This is a genomic window from Planktothrix serta PCC 8927, assembly GCF_900010725.2.
Lineage (GTDB): Bacteria > Cyanobacteriota > Cyanobacteriia > Cyanobacteriales > Microcoleaceae > Planktothrix > Planktothrix serta.
Map to the genome: position 1 here is coordinate 211,756 of NZ_LR734883.1, position 15,599 is coordinate 227,354.

Genomic DNA, 15,599 nt, shown 5'->3' on the forward strand with positions numbered 1-15,599 from the left:
AGGTTGAGCTTATGATTGAACTTGGGTGGTTAATTTTTCGCCAACTCTGGGTTCTGTTCCTTTGAGAATCCGATCAATATTACTGCGATGTCGCCAGATCACATAAATTCCGCCTGCGATCGCAAATATTTGATAAGGTAAGGGTTCTCCTGTCATAATCATTAAAATCGCAATTCCAATTGCTCCGGCTATCGAACTTAAGGAAACAATCCGAGAAATAGCTAAAACTAGGGCAAAAATCCCTAATGTGGCTAAAGCTAATTTCCAATCTAAGGCGAATAAAATTCCCAGACTTGAAGCAACGGATTTTCCTCCTCTCCATCCAATCCAAATCGATTTTGTATGACCAATAATAACAATTAATCCCGCCAGAATCGCTATCCAATATTGCAATTGTTCAGGATGTTGAATTCCGGCTGTTGTAGCGAGTTCAGACGTTAAGGAAAGGGAATAAACCCAAAAAACCAGAGCAACTGCTGATGTTCCTTTTAAAATATCAATTAGTAAAACCAGCAAAGCGGGGAATTTTCCCAAGGTTCTGAGGATATTTGTTGCACCTGTAGAACCCGAACCCTCAGCCAGAATATCAACGTTATAAAACCAACGTCCTATAGCATATCCCGTTGGCATAGAACCCAGGAAATAAGCTATTACTAATAATCCCGTATTAATTAATAACCATTCAATCATGTTTAAATTCCATTATTTTATAGGATAGGGAACAGGGAACAGGGAACAGGGAACAGGGGGAGCAGGGGGAGCAGGGGAAACAGTCAACAGTCAACAGTCAACAGTCAACATCCCGATTTAAAACCGTTCAATTGGTTGTTGTTGTTGGGTTTGGGGATCGGGAGCGAAGGCTAACCACAGGGGAAATTGAAGTAAAGATAGACTAATTTTGTCTTCCATATCATCAATAATAATGAACGGTAATCGTCCCTCTTTGACGAGGCGTTCAGCTTTTTGAGATAAAACTTCCGGCTCTTCAAATAATACAATTCCCTGTTCGGGGCCAAAATCGCGGCGATCAATTCCTAAACAATCTTGTAGTCCCCGTCGCCACTCTCCCAAACGTTCAGGAGTATTGGCTAAAACCAAGGTTCTTAAACGATTTCCATAGAGATTTCTAAGCACGGAAATCGTCGCCGAAGCAATCAAAATATTTTGTAAACGACTCCCCATTGTCCGTAACGCACCCCGTCCTCCTTGGGTAAAGAACCAATTGGAAACCCGTTTGGCGTGTATGGGTTCAAAGGTACGCCGCAATTGCCAAGGAGCGCCATAATAATCGGGAGAACTCCGATATTGATCGAGGAGTTGGCGAATTCTCTTGGTTTGTTCCTGAAATCCCTGTTCTGAAAATTGCGGGATCGGGGCGGTTTGGGAATTGTCCCCACTATCTCCCCTGTCTCCCCTGTCTCCTCTCACGGGTTGGGGGGGTGGAGAAACCTCTGCTATCGGTGTTGGGGGAGGAGTTTCGGGTAAAAGTTCCAATTGTTCAGTCGTGGCGACTAAATCTTGTAAACTCCCGACTAAATAATCTTTAAATCCTTGGACGCGGATGGCGAGTTCTTGGGAAACTCCAGCGAAGGAGGTTCGCATTTCTTTTTGAATGCGATCGCGGCGACGTTCTAATTTTTCGACTTCAATTTGTAAGGTTTGTTTACGTTGTTCTAACTGATCTAACGCTGAGGAGATTAATTTCCCCATCGACTGAGTTAAGGCCAATTGCTCCTGCTGCATTTTGGCGTTAGTCGCCTGCAATTGAGCAATTTTTTGTTGAAGTTCTTGTTCTTGACGCTGTAACGTGCTTACCCGTTGACCTAACTGAGTGGTCACTTCTTCTATGGGTTCGGACATTAGGCGTTCAGACAGGGTGGGCATTGTTGAGGGCATTGATACTGGTTCGGGAGTTTGCAATTCGTTAGACTCCCAAGGGTCAGCGATCGGTAAAGGATTCATATTGCTAGGGTTCCCCCCAATTTCTGGATTAGAGGGAACAGACGGTTCTGTGAAGGAAGAAGCATCGCCTTTTGGGAGGTTGTTTTGATCTCGGATTTGATTTTCTTCTGAATTCATGAAATTGACAGTCCCGGTCTAAACACAAAGGGATGTACTGAGTGAAAGTATAGCGGTGAACTACCCACACTGACTGGGAGTACCAAGTACAGTGTCGGCTTCTGTACTCACAGGCGAATGCCAGAACTTAGGCTTTCGCNCTCGGCTTTTTTGAGCTTAGGAAGTAGGGCGTTGAGTGCTACCTTTCCCAGCCATAACCCCGTATCTTGATAAACCTGAATGGATTTATTTAAGGCATAATTCCACCACCAGCGCGAACATCCAAATGTCTGAGCTAGTAGTGTTTCTTGCAATGCAGTTGGATACAGACGGACTTGTACAGCTTTATGTAGCACTCGATTTGCACCTCCTGGTCTGAATATATTACTACATACTCNTCGCGGCGTTTCCATCACGGTCATGATCACTACCACAATGAGGACAAGTCCATTCCCTCACATCTAAAGGCATCTCACTGACTTGATAGAAACAATTAGAACAGAGTTTGGAACTGGGAAACCATCTATCTATCTCAACTAACTTACCACCTTTTCGACCTAGTTTGTAAGCTAAGAAATTAGTGAAAGTTCCCCATCCACAATCAGAAATTGCTTTCGCCAACTTGTGATTACGAACCATGCCTTTGACATGAAGATTTTCTACGATCACAGCTTGGCTATCGCTGACTAACTTATAACTAAGTTTATGTAAAAAATCTTGCCGGGAATTCCTAACTCGTTCGTAGACTTTGGCAACAATTTTACGAGATTTATTTCTGGATTTACTTCCTTTTTGTTTATGGGCTAATTTTTTCTGTTTGCGTTTGAGATTTTTCTCATACTTAGCAAGGTGTTTAGGATTATCGTATTTAAAAACCTTTTCACCATCAGTGACAACAGCAAAGTGTTTGATTCCTAAATCAATCCCGTAAATCTTACCTTCTGAAACAGTAGGGTTTTCCCCTTCAATTTCAGTCAATATAGATGCCAAATATTTGCCTGATGGTGTTTGACTAACGGTTACAGTCTTGATTTTCCCTTCAATCGGTCTATGTATTTTGGCTTTGACTATCCCAATATTGCCAGGAAGTTTAACATTCCCCTCAACAATTTTGACATTTTGAGGGTATTGAATTGACTGTTTACCTTGTTTAGACTTAAACTTAGGGAAGCCTGCACGTTGAGCAAAAAAGTTTTTGTAAGCTGTGGTTAAATTAAGTGTTGTAGCTTGTAAAACCTGACTATAACAATCAGCCAGCCACAGGGTATCCTCGGCTTTTTTGAGCTTAGGAAGTAGGGCGTTGAGTGCTACCTTTCCCAGCCATAACCCCGTATCTTGATAAACCTGAATGGATTTATTTAAGGCATAATTCCACCACCAGCGCGAACATCCAAATGTCTGAGCTAGTAGTGTTTCTTGCAATGCAGTTGGATACAGACGGACTTGTACAGCTTTATGTAGCACTCGATTTGCACCTCCTGGTCTGAATATATTACTACATACTCCCGAAAACCGTAAAGATAATCGCGCCAAGATGGGGCCAACTCCGTACCTACGTTGACCCGCCTTTCATCCCAGATCTCACCTGGGTTATTGTAGAGCGGAGGACTTCCCGGCGGTGTGAGTTAATCTGTTCGGTTATGATGAATAGAATATTATCCTACGGTTAGATGGGATCAGCTTACCGTTTTAAAAAGGTTCCTAAACGACTGCGAGATTGGGGTAAAACTAAGGCTAATGCTACTAATATTGCAGTAACTAAATTCAAATCTTGGGCTTGAAATCCTAAAAAATCTGCATTTAACGCTAAAGCAACGGCAATTCGATAAATGACTGATCCTAATATTGCTCCTAATGTGGCTTTAATAACGGTTGTCGGAGTAATAAATGTTTCTCCAATAATTACCGCAGCTAATCCAAAAACAATCGTTCCTACCCCCATTGTGACATCGGCAAATCCATAAATTTGAGCAAATAAAGCCCCTCCCAAGGCGACTAAAGCGTTACTGATTGCCATTCCTAATAAAATCATCCCTTCTGTTGTAATACCTTGAGCTTTTGCCATCAGGGGATTAGCACCCGTTGCCCGCATTGCTAACCCGATTTCTGAATTCAGAAATTGATCTAATATGATTTTAATAACGATGACAATTGCCAATAAAATGATCGGAATTACAAGCCATTGAGGTATTGAGTTAAAAACAGGTTGTAACGGGGTTAAAATTGTCGGTTGTCCTAATAACGCAATATTCGGTTTTCCCATAATTCTTAAGTTAATTGAATAGAGGGAAATCATCGTTAAAATACTGGCTAACAAATGTAGAATTTTTAGCTGAACATTTAACCAAGCGGTGACTAACCCGGCTAACGCACCCGCTAGACCCGCGATGAAGGTTGCGATCGCCGGATTTACCCCCTGAAGGATTAAAGTGGCCGCCACCGCACCCCCCAAGGGAAAACTGCCATCAACGGTTAAATCAGGAAATTCTAAGACTCGAAAGGACAAATACACCCCTAAACCAATTAAGGCATAGAGTAATCCCGTTTCGATCGCCCCAAATAATGCCACAATACTCATAGTTTGTTGACTGTTGACGGTTGACGGTTGGCTGTGTACAGACTAAGCATGGCTAGTCTCTACTGATTACTATTTATTCCCTGTTCCCTGTTCCCTGTTCCCTGTTCCCTGATTACTGAAAATGGGTATAGAATTACGCAGCTACGTTTATTTAGATAACCTTCAAAGACAACACGCAGCCTATATTGGTACGGTGTCACTGGGGTTTTTACCCTTACCTGGGGATTCTTCCCTGTGGATTGAAGTATCACCTGGAATTGAAATTAACCGGATTACGGATGTGGCCTTGAAAGCAACCTCTGTGCGTCCGGGGGTGTTGTTTATTGAACGACTTTATGGCCTTTTAGAAATACATTCTAGCCGTCAAGGGGACACAATGACCGCCGGACGTGCGATTTTGGACTTTTTAGGATTACGGGAAAGCGATCGCCTCAAACCTCAAATTATGTCTAGTCAAATTATTCGTAACCTTGACCCCCATCAAGCTCAACTCATTAATCGTAACCGTCGAGGTCAATTAATTTTAGGGGGTCAAAGTTTATATATTTTGGAAGTTCAACCCGCAGCTTATGCGGCTTTAGCAGCTAATGAAGCAGAAAAATCGGCGTTAATTAATATTCTACAAGTGACGGCTGTAGGAAGTTTTGGACGGTTATATTTAGGGGGAGAAGAACGAGATATTATCGCCGGATCAAAAGCCGCTTTAGAAGCCATTGAAAATGTTTCGGGGCGAGAATATGGAGGTAGTTTTAATCCTGAATAAATAGGATAAAAAATCATGGCAAATCCAGAACATTTAGCTTGATTATATGAAATCTAGTTATTAACGCTACAAAGGAGTTACTTGAACTTTTAGCATCTCCCAAGTTTGTCGTTCCATGTTCAAGATATTGCCCACTTCTTGCAAGAGTTCATAACTCTTTAAATCTATTTCTACTCTTACCTTAATATTCCCTTTGATTTCAGCACTTGTCTGTACCGTGATATTTGATCAAACCTTCACCACAGGCACAAACTCCTCTAACTGCACTTGTAAGTTATCCACGATCATTAAACGATACCTTTCAGTAGCTTTCAACTTTTGGAAAACATAACTAGCAAAATCATCACACCACTTTTTTCTCTCAAATTCATTAGAGATATTTAGTGATCTGATTGATAGATTATAAGGGTATTCTTCAAATTTGATATCTTGATCGTTTTCAAAATCATGCTTTCCTATAGTAAGAGTGATGGTTGAGTTACGAAACTCATACCAGTTGTCAGTACCATCAGAAAAAAGCTCAAATTTTAAATCCAATATAAACTCTAATTCTTTGATTAAATATTCGATTTTATGGGGAAAGTCTACAAAAATATCTAGTGTGCGAGACATAAAAACCTCCTTTATTGAAACTCAGTAAAAGTGATGTCATAGCGATCACCAATAATTCGGACGCGATCAATTTTTCCGCGTGTAATATTTTTCGCCCTCTCCAAACCTCGTTCTGCCTCAGACTCTATCAACCCAGATGTCCTAGCATCTATAATTATATCCCTAGCTTGTCCCCCTCGTCTAATCGAGTTGTTGATCTGATTTTTTACTGTTGCGCTTGTAGCACCAAAATCCAGACTTTTAAATTCAGTGGGTTTTCCATCTACCTCAGCATCGGGATTTCTACCTCCATCGTTTTTTTCTGCCAAGGCTTTAACATTTTTTCCCTCTCTTTCGAGAAATTCCGCGATCGCTTTTTCTGTTGTACCAAAAGCTCTTTCTGATTCATCAATACTGCCACAATTAGCCGAATTTTGCTCAGGGGTTTGGTTAGTCCCGTTATTCACCATTTTTTGTTCCTTAAAATTTGGGCTGGTGTCATAATCTGATCCCGCCCCGGACGTTTTAAATCGCCTAAATTAATATTTTTATTACCGATATATTTGAGTCTCTGACAGTTGTGGTTTTACGATATTAATGACTTGATGGAGTTTACTTTCTACAACTTATAGTCAAACATGATTCTATCTCCTTTTGGACTTGATGGCGATCGCACTTTTATGGTAGTTTCTCCCGCAAGTCTAGCCAAGACTTGAGAGCTTCATCCAAAACATATTTATCACTGTCAGCGAGTGCGGCGATAACTTTCAATCTATTTTTCAGTTGTCTTAATTCGCGAATTTCTGCAATGGGTAGCATTTTCCAATTCGCGGCCTTTTTTTCCACATCTTCGAGGGAATCTTTGATGTTATCCCAAAACCATTGTAAAATTAAGTTAACATCGAGAACAGGATGATCGGAAATTACTCCAAGTTTTGCGATCGCGCCAGCCCGCAGCATCATTGAGGAAATCCTAAAAGACTCGCCACTTCCTGTCTTTTTATTTTCGGCATCATCGGCTAGGCGATCATAAATTGTGGTGGCTACTTCTGCCCATTGGCTATCAGGTAAATCCGAATTATTTTGACCTTTCCGAGCCTTAGCAGAGGAAACATCAGCTAATAATAACCAGTTAAACTCTTGTGGTTGGGTAGCTTGATTTGAAAATATCTTTTTTACCCAAATCAGTACAGATTCGGCATCTTGTTCGAGAATGCTATCAATTGATATTGTCGTAGGAGATTGAGTCATAATTTATCTACTCCACATATTCGATATCAGCTACATTCCCAAAGCGATCAGGGGGATCTCCACCAGATGGGATGTTTGAAAAGTTACTCATGGGTTTAACTGAGATCGACGTGAGGGCATTCAGAAATTATAACTGTTGCAGTTGAGCTTGAACCAATTTTTTGACTATTTGCGGCAGAGATTCACGGGATTTACGGATGGTAACGGTTTAATAAGGCTTTGAGATTGCTTCGTTACCCTCGCAATGACATAATTTAGAAATGTTCCAGCAGAGATTTCTCTTGTTCATAAACCTTTCGCAGCGACTCCAGGGCGATCGCCTCAAACCTCAAATATGGCAAATCCAGAACATTTAACATTATTACAGTGGGGAACTCAACGCTGGCAAATTTGGCGTTTAAATAATCCCGATATTCAGCCGGACTTATGCGAGGCTAATTTAATGGGGGCTGATTTAAACGGAATTAATTTAGCAGATGCTGATTTAAGTAAAGCCAATTTAATTGCAACGGATTTAAGCTCGGCAAACCTAACAAAAGCGGATTTAAGTTTAGCTCAACTGCGACGCGCAAACCTCAGTGAAGCGGTATTATTTCAAGCGAATTTAAGTCAAGCCAATCTAAATACAGCTATATTAAATGGTGCAGAATTAATTGAAACCTATCTCTATCGCACCGACTTAAATAATGCCAAACTCATTAATGTTCATTTTAATGGAGCTTATTTATATGGAGCAAATTTGAGTGAAGCTGATTTAACTCAAGGTGATTTAAGATTTGCGAATTTAAACAAAGTGAATCTTTATCAAGCCGATTTAACCGGGGCAAATTTAAGAGGGACAACCTTAATTCAAGCAAATCTACAAAATGCTAATTTATCCTATGCAAATTTAAGAGGAACAAACCTCAGTAAAGCCAATTTAACCGGAGCCAATTTAACCGGAGTTGACCTAAAATTTGCTAAATTAAACGGGGCTATTCTTTCCTAAATATAGCAATGGGCAGATTAGTGTTGACAACTTCTTTGTGTCTTTGTGTCTTTGTGGTTAAATTAGGCTTAACCTTTGTCAACATAGCCACAATAACATCCTATTGGTGAATCAACACTTTAATCGCAAATTCCGGTAACGCTAACATCCGCCGCCAGCGCCAAGGTTCTTGATATAATCGATATAACCATTCTAAATGATATTTACAAAAAAATTCCGGTGCCCGTTGTTTAATTCCTGACCAAATATCAAAACTTCCCCCCACACCTATCCAAATCGAATTCGGACAAAGATGACGATTTTGACTAATCCAATATTCCTGACGAGGAACACCCAAACCCACTAATATTAATCGCGGTTGTAAATCTTTTAAAGTTATTTTTAAATCTTCTTCTTCTGAAGTAGACAGATAACCATGATAACTCGAAATACCCAGACTCGGAAATTTTTGTTGAATATTATCAGCCGCCTGTTGAGCAATTCCCGGTTTTCCCCCATAGAAAAAAATAACTTCAGAATTGTCTAATTTACCAATATTTTTGATTAAGGTTTCTGCTAATTCAATTCCCGGACACCGTTTAATTTTTTTACCTTTATATTGTAAATAAAGCACCACTCCCGCACCATCGGGAATAACTAACTCTGCTGAATGAATAATTTCTGTTAATTCCGTATTTTTTTCCGCCTGTATCGCCATTTCTGCATTTAGGGTAATCACATGAGTTCCTAACCCTTGTTGCCAACGTTTTAATAACCAGTTACTATAATTATCAATCAAATGGACAGGTAAACCCAAAACCGGAAAACGGTTTAGATTAGAATCATAAGGTAAAATAGTTTGACTCATTATCGACTTTAGTAACCTCACACACATTATTATAAGATTAGCCGATTGTGTCACCAAAATTTCACATTTTAGGAATCCATAAATTTTATAATTCTTCAGCTAACACAATGACATCCGGTATTTCTCCTTATGGGTTGGACTGTGAACCGGAAGTTGAAGAAAAAAGCGACTCGTTTTCAGGTAGTTGAGTGTTACGTTAATTAAACCTCGTCAAAAATTCATTAACAGTAATAATTTCAATATTTCCAAAGGGATTTAATACCAATAAATCTTGATCTCCTGTAATAATTAAATCAGCTTTTCCACTTACGGCTAATTCTAAAAATTTATTGTCTTTAGGATCTCGACAAGTAGTAATTGTTTCTGTAATATTAACTATTACTGCTTTTTGTCGTAAACTACCAATAAAATTTAACCTTTTCTCTAAAGATACATATTTATCAAATTTAGGACGTATCAAGGTTTGACAAATTTCGGTAAAAGTGCTATCAGACATTAAAAGAATTTGGCTTTCAGTCACGAAATCGAAAACCTGTTGAGCTTTCGAGGCTGGTAACAACAAACCACTAATAAAAATATTCGTATCTATAACAATTCTCAGTTTACTCATCTTCTAATAAATGGGCTAAAATTTCGGGGGTTAAACCATTAACTTTAGCTTCTTCTCTTACTTGTTTAACCATCTCATCAAAACTAGACGGTTTTAATAAGCCTTTCAGAATCAGGCTACAAACCCAAATCGCTTTTTCTTGTTGATTAATATCAGCTTCTTGGTAAAGTTTTGCTACTTCATTCTCAACTTTAATCGTAATTGTTTCCATTAGTTACTCCTGATTGATTACCTAATATTAATGTTTCCATTGAAATGTCTTAAGCTGACGAGAAACTACGGTAAGAATAGCAATTTTAAAAATATTTCTACACCGTTATTAACTCTATTATAAATTAATTTCAGGTGTAGGGGCAACGGGAGTAAAATATCATTCCTAATTAACAGTGATTCTACTAAACCCGCCCCTACAAACCCATTAATCAGTCAACCGTCAACCCATCTATTTCAACGCTTTTAACGCTTCTAACGGTCGCACCATTCCCCAACCCCAACGGTTATCGGGACGTTGTTCTTCACCCCCCGGATGATAGGCGGTTTTCTTCAAAACATCAATAATCTTACTTAACGGAGCTTCGGGATAGGCTGACATCAATAACGCTGCAATTCCGGCGATGTGGGGCGTAGCCATTGATGTCCCGTCCATGTAGGTATATTGAAAAACGCCGTTATCCATTTTCACCGGAGGAATACAGGAATAAATCTGGGCTCCGGGAGCAGAAACATCCGGTTTTGTCACCCAGGCGTTAGGAGAGTCCGCCGGAAACACTAAACTGGCGCCACTACTAAAAAATGTAATTCCCAGATTATCTGTCTCAATTTGTTCCACAGCACCCACAGAAAAGGCATTATAAGCATTACCTGGAGAACTCGTATTTCCGTGATTTTCGTTTCCAATGGCGACAATGGGTAAAATTCCGTATTGATTGACTAAAATATCAAAAACTTGGGGAAATAAAGGTTCATAATAACTCAATCCCAAGGACATATTAATAATTTTTGCCCCTTTTTCCACCGTCCAAGAGATCCCTTCAATTAAGGTTAATAAAGTTGCGTCTCCCACTAATACCCCAGCAACAATTAAATTCGCTTGAGGTGCGACACCAATAGACAAACCCTCCTCGGTTTTTCCCCCCGCAATTGTGCCGCAAACGTGGGTTCCATGTTGTCCACCATCAAAGCTGGGGGTGGCGGTAATTCGACGTCCTAACGGGTCAATAACAATAAAATCTTTTACCCGTCCTTTTAAAGCGGGATGGTCTCCATGTACCCCGGAATCTAAGACCGCAACGGTAACATTTTCTCCTTGAGTTGTTTCCCAAACTTTCGGAATTTCTAACCGTTTTAATCCCCAAGTTATTTTATCCTCTAATTCTTGTTTTTGCAAGCCAGAATAATCAACTCCTTTGGGTTCAATTAAATGAATTTTTTGGTTAGGCAGAATAGCAACAACATCAGGATGTTCTGCTAAAATGGGTAAACTTTGACGGGTTACTTCAATTTGGGCGATGGGTAAACTTCCCCGACCAACGGGTTCTGCATAAAAGGATTGACGAGTAGCACTTTGATAATCATTAATAATTTTATTGGCAATGGATTGATTGGTTTGTTCTTGTTGTTTTAAGGTTTCAAAATAAGCAGCAGTTCCTGGTTGAGGCATTGACCCTGGAGACACTAAACCTCTATAAATAACAATGGCATCTTTTCGGGCATTGGGTTGACTGTGGCCTAAAAAGGGTTCAAAAGCGGGAGAAATTTTAGATTGAGTTGTCATTTAGGGTTGACTCCGTTTTAATAATAATCCTTGAGCCCAGTGTACTAATTTTCTGACCCAAGGGATAGAGGGTAAATTCCGTTCAGGATATTAGTCTTCTTGTTCTAGCTTAAATCTTGAGATTCAGGGTAATTTGATCACTTGGCAGAGATCCAGTATTCCTGTAGGATTAAACAATGATCACGATAATTAACGGTTTTTTTATTAAAATTCACAATGAAAAACGTAGATAAAAAATTGCATCCGGGTTGGTGGATTTCAATTTTATATTTTGCCCAAGGATTTCCCTATACCGTTGTCAATACAATGTCAGTGGTTTTTTTTAAAGGGTTAGGGGCGAGTAATGAATTAATTGGATTAACCAGTTTGTTATCTCTCCCTTGGGTGATGAAAGGATTATGGGGGCCAATTGTTGATATTTATTCAACCAAACGGCGATGGATTTTAAGGATGGAAATTGTATGTGCAATTCTATTTTTAATTTTAGCATTGGGTGCACCATTTCCCTCAGCAATTCCGTTTTCGATTGTAATTTTTTCCCTCATTGCCTTTGCTAGTGCTACCCATGATATCGCCATTGATGGCTTTTATTTAACGGTGTTAAATTTAGACCAACAGGCGTTTTATGTAGGAGTTAGAAACACCGCTTATCGGATGGCGGTTTTAGCTGGAGGTGGCGGGTTAGTATTTTTAGCCGGACATATTGCTGAACAATATATTGATGAGAAAAGTCCAACGGGGGAAATTACATATAATTTGGTTCCCTTAAAGTTTTTGGGGTCTGATTTTTCACTTCCTGCATTAGGATGGGGATGGGCGATCGCTTTTTCTCTAGCGAGTTTAATCTTTTTACTCATCTACGGATTTCAGAAAATATATTTACCTAAGCCAGAAAAAGTAACGTTTTCAGAAACGGAAAATCTATCAAATTCTGCTAACTTCCTGAACTCCTATAAAACCTATTTTACTCAATATAAAATCGGTTGGATTATCGCTTTTATTTTATTATTCCGTTTAGGAGATGCCTTAACCTTCAAAATGGCAACTCCTTTTTTAATGGATACAGCCGCAAAAGGAGGGTTAGGCATTTCAACCGCCGAAATTGGGATTTTATCGGGAACAGTTGGGGTGATTTTCCTATTATTTGGAGGATTATTAGGAGGGTTTTTAATTGCCAAACAAGGGTTAAAAACTTGGATATGGCCGATGGCAATTCTCCAAAATTTTACTAATATCTTTTATTGGTTATTAGCCAAAACTCAACCGGAAATTATTTGGGCTTATGTTGTTAATTCCATTGAACAGTTCACCTATGGTTTAGGGGTAGCAGCCTATACAGTCTTTTTAATGCAAACGGTTCGTCCTGAATATAAAGCCTCCCATTATGCAATTACAACGGCATTTATGGCGGCGGGGGTATTAATTCCAGGGGTATTTAGTGGGTATATTCAAGCGAATTTAGGCTATCAAAACTACTTTTTATTAAGTGCAATGGCGGTAATTCCAGGTTTATTAACAATCTTCTTTATTCCGATTAAAGATGAACATAATATAAAATCTATCCCTCGACCCGGACTCGATGACGAAAACATATAAACAGGACTTACGCAGTTACGCTATATGTAGCGTACTCATGAGAAGCGCGATCGCGCTCGGAACTCAAAGGCGATCGCTAACCCAAAAGAAATCTAGAAACGGATAATAATGAATGTTAAAATAGCATCAGAATTTATGCCCAAAAATTATGAGCATCAATTATCTATACTATTGCCAATATCTCCTGAGTAGCCAAATCAACTATACTCTAACTAACTTTGCTGCACATATTCAAAAGTTTAGCCATGATACAATTAATCGTTACTTGAATTCAGAAAACTTAACACCCGAAGTGATTTGGGAAAAAGTGCATTCAGAACTTCAGAGCCATCCCGAAGCTTGTTTAGTTTTTGATGATACGGTACTCGACAAGAGATTTTCCTCGAAAATTGAACTTGTCCGCCGTCAATATAGCGGCAATGAACATCGAGTGATTAGAGGAATTGGTTTAATAAGCTGTATTTATGTAAATCCCGAAACGGGATACTATTCAGTGATTGATTATCGAATTTATGACCCAGATGGGGATGGTCACACCAAGCTGGATCATGTAGCAGATATGCTGAATGATGTCGTCTTTAAAAAAAAGATTCCTGTAGCGAAAGTGCTTATGGATAGTTGGTACGCAGCCCAAAAGCTAATGGCTTTGATTGATAATTTAGGGAAAATTTATTATGTTCCGCTCAAAAAAAATCGGTTAGTTGATGATACAGGGGGTCAAAAAAAATATCAGCCTATTGAACAGTTAATTTGGTCTGAAATTGAAGAAAAACAATGATTTAAATCAGTCTTCAATAGATGAGGTCATATCTGAATGTAAACTGCGATGGAAAATTGAGGAATTCCACCGAGAAATTAAACAATTAACCGGGATAGAATCTTGCCAATGTCGTCGAGCGAGTATTCAGAAAAATCACATTGCTTGTGCTTTATTAGTTTGGGTTTTTCTGACTCGTATGGCTAAGAAAGTTTCTCAAACTGTCTATCAGTTAAAAGCTAGTTTGTTAGCAGATTACCTCAGCCAAGAGCTTAAACATCCCTCTCTCAAGCTTTCATTTATTTAGTTTACTGATCAATTCAAATACAGATTGATTCTCTTTTTATCAGCGCGATGCCGACAGGCGACGGCTACGCCATCGCGCTTCTGTCTGAATCAGGCGATCGCCTGATCTTTAATGCGCTATATATAGTGTCCTTGCGTAAGTCCTGATAAAGTAGGGTGCGTAAGGCGAAGCCGCACGCACCAAATTCACCGAATTAGGAAAACCTTGATGATTATTATAGATAATTGATGGTGCGTGCGCGGAGCTTACGCACCCTACGGGTGTAAATTAATGGTGCGTGCGCGGAGCTTACGCACCCTACGGTTTAAATAACTGCGATACACTCGATTTCTACTAATACATCTTTGGGAAGACGGGAAACTTCAACGGTGGCTCTAGCGGGGGCTGTTTCGGGTTTAAAATATTTAGAATAAACTTCATTAACTTGGGTAAAATCGTTCATATCTTTTAAAAATATGGTGGTTTTAACAACGTTTTCCCAAGTAGCACCTGCTTCGGTTAATACGGCTTCTAAATTTGACATTACTCTTTCGGTTTGTTTGGTGATGTCATCGGGATAAACAATTTGGTCTATGCGAGGGTCAATGGCAATTTGTCCCGATAAAAAGATCATGTTATTGACCATTACCGCTTGATTATAAGGGCCAACGGGTTTAGGTGCGTTTTCGGTTTTAATGATCTTGCGAGTCATAACAGTTTGTTTTTCTTCTCCGATAATAATTGTATAATTGTCTGGGTCATTAATGGTATCATCAGGCATTACTGAGGCTAAGGTTTCAGCTTCCTCAAAGTTAGCCAAATAGATATTAGCTAAATTTAGTCTAGCACCAATGAAACTGGCTTTTTCAACATTGGCTCTGATCAAATTAGCCTTTTTAAGATTTGCCAGCTTCAGGTTAGCATTTTTTAAACAAGCAGAACGTAGATTTGCTGATTCAAGGTTAGCAAACCTAAAATCTGCTCCCGTTAAATCTAAATAAGATAAGTCAGCCTCTCGAAGATCAGTATTAGCAAAATCAGTTCCTTGAAAATTTACATCAAAAAATTTTTGACCTACAAGATTTAAAGAACTTAGATTAGCTTCTGCAAAATTAGCTCTACTTGACTTAACACCAGAGTAATTAACATTTCTTAAATCCGCACCTTGTAAATCAGCATCTTCAAAATTAGTAGCAATTAGACTTGAGCTTTGGAGGTCGGCTTCAGTCAGTATTGCTTGACTAAAATTTGTTTCTCTTAAGTTAGCTGAATCTAAACAAGCGTTAGTCAAATTAGCTGAGGTCAGTATTGCTTTAGTGAAGTTAGCTTTTGTCAAATCTGCTTCTTTAAGGTTGATTCCTGTTAAATTAGCATTTTGTAAATCTACTCCACAAAGTTCTACGCCCTCAAAATCCCGTTCACCTTGAGCATATTTCTCTAACAATTCTTTAGCGTCCATAATTTACCTCTTAATTATCCTTATATTAGTTTATCATTAAG

Annotated in this window: 16 protein-coding genes and 1 pseudogene; 4 read left to right on the forward strand and 13 right to left on the reverse strand. The window is 39.1% G+C overall.

Annotated elements, in window-relative coordinates; translation table 11 throughout:
- Positions 1 to 9 precede the first annotated feature (9 nt).
- From plsY to PL8927_RS24985, 5 genes are all read right to left on the reverse strand, one after another.
- On the reverse strand, positions 10 to 690 hold the full coding sequence (plsY, locus tag PL8927_RS24970; RefSeq protein WP_083626225.1) for a glycerol-3-phosphate 1-O-acyltransferase PlsY: 681 nt from the start codon (positions 688 to 690) through the stop codon (positions 10 to 12).
- A 117-nt stretch (positions 691 to 807) separates the two neighbouring features.
- A complete protein-coding gene (locus tag PL8927_RS24975) occupies positions 808 to 1,860 on the reverse strand; it encodes a DUF3086 domain-containing protein (RefSeq protein ID WP_231506142.1) in 1,053 nt (350 codons plus the stop codon).
- Between the two features lie 326 nt (positions 1,861 to 2,186).
- Positions 2,187 to 2,480, reverse strand: coding sequence for a helix-turn-helix domain-containing protein (locus PL8927_RS28170; protein WP_456319749.1), 294 nt, complete (start codon positions 2,478 to 2,480; stop codon positions 2,187 to 2,189).
- Complete coding sequence (locus tag PL8927_RS24980) at positions 2,446 to 3,522, reverse strand: RNA-guided endonuclease InsQ/TnpB family protein (protein WP_231506136.1); 1,077 nt, start codon at positions 3,520 to 3,522, stop codon at positions 2,446 to 2,448. The genes PL8927_RS28170 and PL8927_RS24980 overlap by 35 nt, the downstream gene beginning before the upstream one ends.
- A 217-nt stretch (positions 3,523 to 3,739) precedes the next feature.
- The gene (locus PL8927_RS24985; RefSeq protein ID WP_083626231.1) at positions 3,740 to 4,636 is read right to left on the reverse strand and encodes an ABC transporter permease; all 897 of its coding nucleotides are present in this window, start codon (positions 4,634 to 4,636) and stop codon (positions 3,740 to 3,742) included.
- 121 nt (positions 4,637 to 4,757) lie between these two features.
- Between PL8927_RS24985 and PL8927_RS24990 the strand changes: the two genes are divergently transcribed.
- Positions 4,758 to 5,399: a hypothetical protein gene (locus PL8927_RS24990; RefSeq protein ID WP_083626233.1), complete on the forward strand. Its 642-nt coding sequence runs from the start codon at positions 4,758 to 4,760 to the stop codon at positions 5,397 to 5,399.
- Between the two features lie 228 nt (positions 5,400 to 5,627).
- Here PL8927_RS24990 and PL8927_RS24995 read toward each other — a convergent pair whose 3' ends face one another.
- The 3 genes from PL8927_RS24995 to PL8927_RS25005 form a co-directional block, all read right to left on the reverse strand.
- Positions 5,628 to 6,011, reverse strand: coding sequence for a hypothetical protein (locus tag PL8927_RS24995; protein ID WP_083626235.1), 384 nt, complete (start codon positions 6,009 to 6,011; stop codon positions 5,628 to 5,630).
- Positions 6,012 to 6,022: 11 nt separating this feature from the next.
- A complete protein-coding gene (locus PL8927_RS25000) occupies positions 6,023 to 6,460 on the reverse strand; it encodes a CdiA C-terminal domain-containing protein (RefSeq protein ID WP_197047549.1) in 438 nt (145 codons plus the stop codon).
- A 208-nt stretch (positions 6,461 to 6,668) separates the two neighbouring features.
- A complete protein-coding gene (locus PL8927_RS25005; protein WP_083626237.1) occupies positions 6,669 to 7,241 on the reverse strand; it encodes a hypothetical protein in 573 nt (190 codons plus the stop codon).
- Between the two features lie 334 nt (positions 7,242 to 7,575).
- Here PL8927_RS25005 and PL8927_RS25010 point away from each other — a divergent pair, with 334 nt between their 5' ends.
- Positions 7,576 to 8,229 (forward strand): pentapeptide repeat-containing protein, encoded by a 654-nt coding sequence (locus tag PL8927_RS25010; RefSeq protein WP_083626240.1) that lies wholly within the window; start codon positions 7,576 to 7,578, stop codon positions 8,227 to 8,229.
- Positions 8,230 to 8,329: 100 nt separating this feature from the next.
- Here the strand turns inward: PL8927_RS25010 and PL8927_RS25015 are convergent, their stop codons facing one another.
- The 4 genes from PL8927_RS25015 to PL8927_RS25030 form a co-directional block, all read right to left on the reverse strand.
- Positions 8,330 to 9,076, reverse strand: a complete 747-nt coding sequence (locus tag PL8927_RS25015; protein ID WP_083626243.1) for a WecB/TagA/CpsF family glycosyltransferase — start codon at positions 9,074 to 9,076, stop codon at positions 8,330 to 8,332.
- 196 nt (positions 9,077 to 9,272) lie between these two features.
- Positions 9,273 to 9,686 carry a putative toxin-antitoxin system toxin component, PIN family gene (locus tag PL8927_RS25020; protein WP_083626245.1) on the reverse strand — a complete coding sequence of 138 codons (414 nt, stop codon included), beginning with the start codon at positions 9,684 to 9,686 and terminating at the stop codon, positions 9,273 to 9,275.
- Positions 9,679 to 9,897 (reverse strand): hypothetical protein, encoded by a 219-nt coding sequence (locus PL8927_RS25025; RefSeq protein WP_083626248.1) that lies wholly within the window; start codon positions 9,895 to 9,897, stop codon positions 9,679 to 9,681. The genes PL8927_RS25020 and PL8927_RS25025 overlap by 8 nt, the downstream gene beginning before the upstream one ends.
- Positions 9,898 to 10,128: 231 nt before the next feature.
- The gene (locus PL8927_RS25030; protein WP_083626251.1) at positions 10,129 to 11,460 is read right to left on the reverse strand and encodes a S8 family serine peptidase; all 1,332 of its coding nucleotides are present in this window, start codon (positions 11,458 to 11,460) and stop codon (positions 10,129 to 10,131) included.
- 216 nt (positions 11,461 to 11,676) lie between these two features.
- Here PL8927_RS25030 and PL8927_RS25035 point away from each other — a divergent pair, with 216 nt between their 5' ends.
- The gene (locus tag PL8927_RS25035) at positions 11,677 to 13,056 is read left to right on the forward strand and encodes an MFS transporter (protein ID WP_083626253.1); all 1,380 of its coding nucleotides are present in this window, start codon (positions 11,677 to 11,679) and stop codon (positions 13,054 to 13,056) included.
- Between the two features lie 148 nt (positions 13,057 to 13,204).
- Positions 13,205 to 14,120: pseudogene (locus PL8927_RS25040) on the forward strand (IS701 family transposase).
- A 304-nt stretch (positions 14,121 to 14,424) separates the two neighbouring features.
- On the opposite strand, the gene PL8927_RS25045 reads toward PL8927_RS25040, so the two are convergent.
- Positions 14,425 to 15,558 (reverse strand): Rid family detoxifying hydrolase, encoded by a 1,134-nt coding sequence (locus PL8927_RS25045; protein WP_083626255.1) that lies wholly within the window; start codon positions 15,556 to 15,558, stop codon positions 14,425 to 14,427.
- Positions 15,559 to 15,599 lie beyond the last annotated feature (41 nt).